The 1,046-nt window shown below is 55.6% G+C and carries 2 protein-coding genes; both read left to right on the forward strand.

Annotated elements, in window-relative coordinates; all coding sequences use genetic code 11:
* The coding region (locus ACE4YL_RS10565; protein ID WP_461369623.1) for a hypothetical protein at positions 1 to 519 on the forward strand (519 nt) is incomplete at its 5' end.
* 6 nt (positions 520 to 525) lie between these two features.
* A partial coding sequence (locus ACE4YL_RS10570) for a hypothetical protein (RefSeq protein ID WP_461369624.1) occupies positions 526 to 1,046 on the forward strand: 521 nt, incomplete at its 3' end.

Raw genomic sequence — 1,046 nt, forward strand, 5'->3', positions numbered from 1 at the left:
CTTTCCCGCATTGCCGAGGCTTTCCAAGCCCGGAAAGCAGGTAGGGCCATCTCTGACAAGAACTACGCCAAAATCAAGGCGGCTATCGAAGCACTAACTGAAATTATGAGCATTGCCGAGAACGAGCGTTCTGGCAAGAGCGATGATGGAGAAGAGGATGTAAACATGGGAACTGAGGATAACAAGGTCATTGAGGCGCTGAAAGAGAAGATCGAAGCCATGCAGGCTGAGATTGACTCCATGAAGGCGGCAAAGGCCAAGGAAGAGGAAGAGGCTGCGAAGAAGGCTGCCGAGGAAAAGGAGGCCGCAGAGAAGGCTGCTGCCGAGGAAGCCAAGAAAGCAGCTGAAGAAGAAGAGGCGTTTAAGAAGGCGCTTATGGAGAGAATTGAGGCATTAGAGCAGCGCGTTTCCAAGGCGAATGCTTTCAGCAGGTCCATTCAGGGCCAGGACGGCGTACAGCCGCCGGATGTCAGCGAGAAGTCCAGGCGCGACTCCTTCGGGCGCGTGCGTCGGGGGTGAGTAAACATGACGTATTCAAACGATGAACTGTTGCAGAAACTCGATTCTGCACTCAAGAATGTGGGCGTTGACACGCTCGGCGCAGGAATTCTGGTTCCGCAGAAGTTCGACCGTTTCGTGCGGTCGATGCAGGTTCGTACGAAAATCCTGCCTGAAGCGCGGTTTATCCGCATGGAAAGCCAGATTACCGATATCGATCGGGTCGGCTTCGTCGGCAGGGTGATCACCCAGGCGGTTGCACCTAATCCGCCAGCGAATAGCCTGAGCGGGGGCGTTGACAATACGGTTGGCACCGAAACGTCCGTAACACCGGTCTTCGGTACCCAGGTGCTCCGGGCGGTTGAACTCCGGGCTCTGACCGGGATTTCTGACCGTGCTCTCCGGCGGAACATCGAACGGGGCGATTTCGAGAACACGCTCGTGGATCTCTTTGGAGAGGCCGCAGGTCGTGATTTCGAGGAGTTTGCGATCCTCTCTGACGCAAATAACACAGAAGACCAGCTGCTTACTCTCATGAACGGGTGGGC

It is taken from the genome of Candidatus Darwinibacter acetoxidans (assembly GCF_041936445.1).
GTDB lineage: Bacteria > Bacillota > Limnochordia > Darwinibacteriales > Darwinibacteriaceae > DTU010.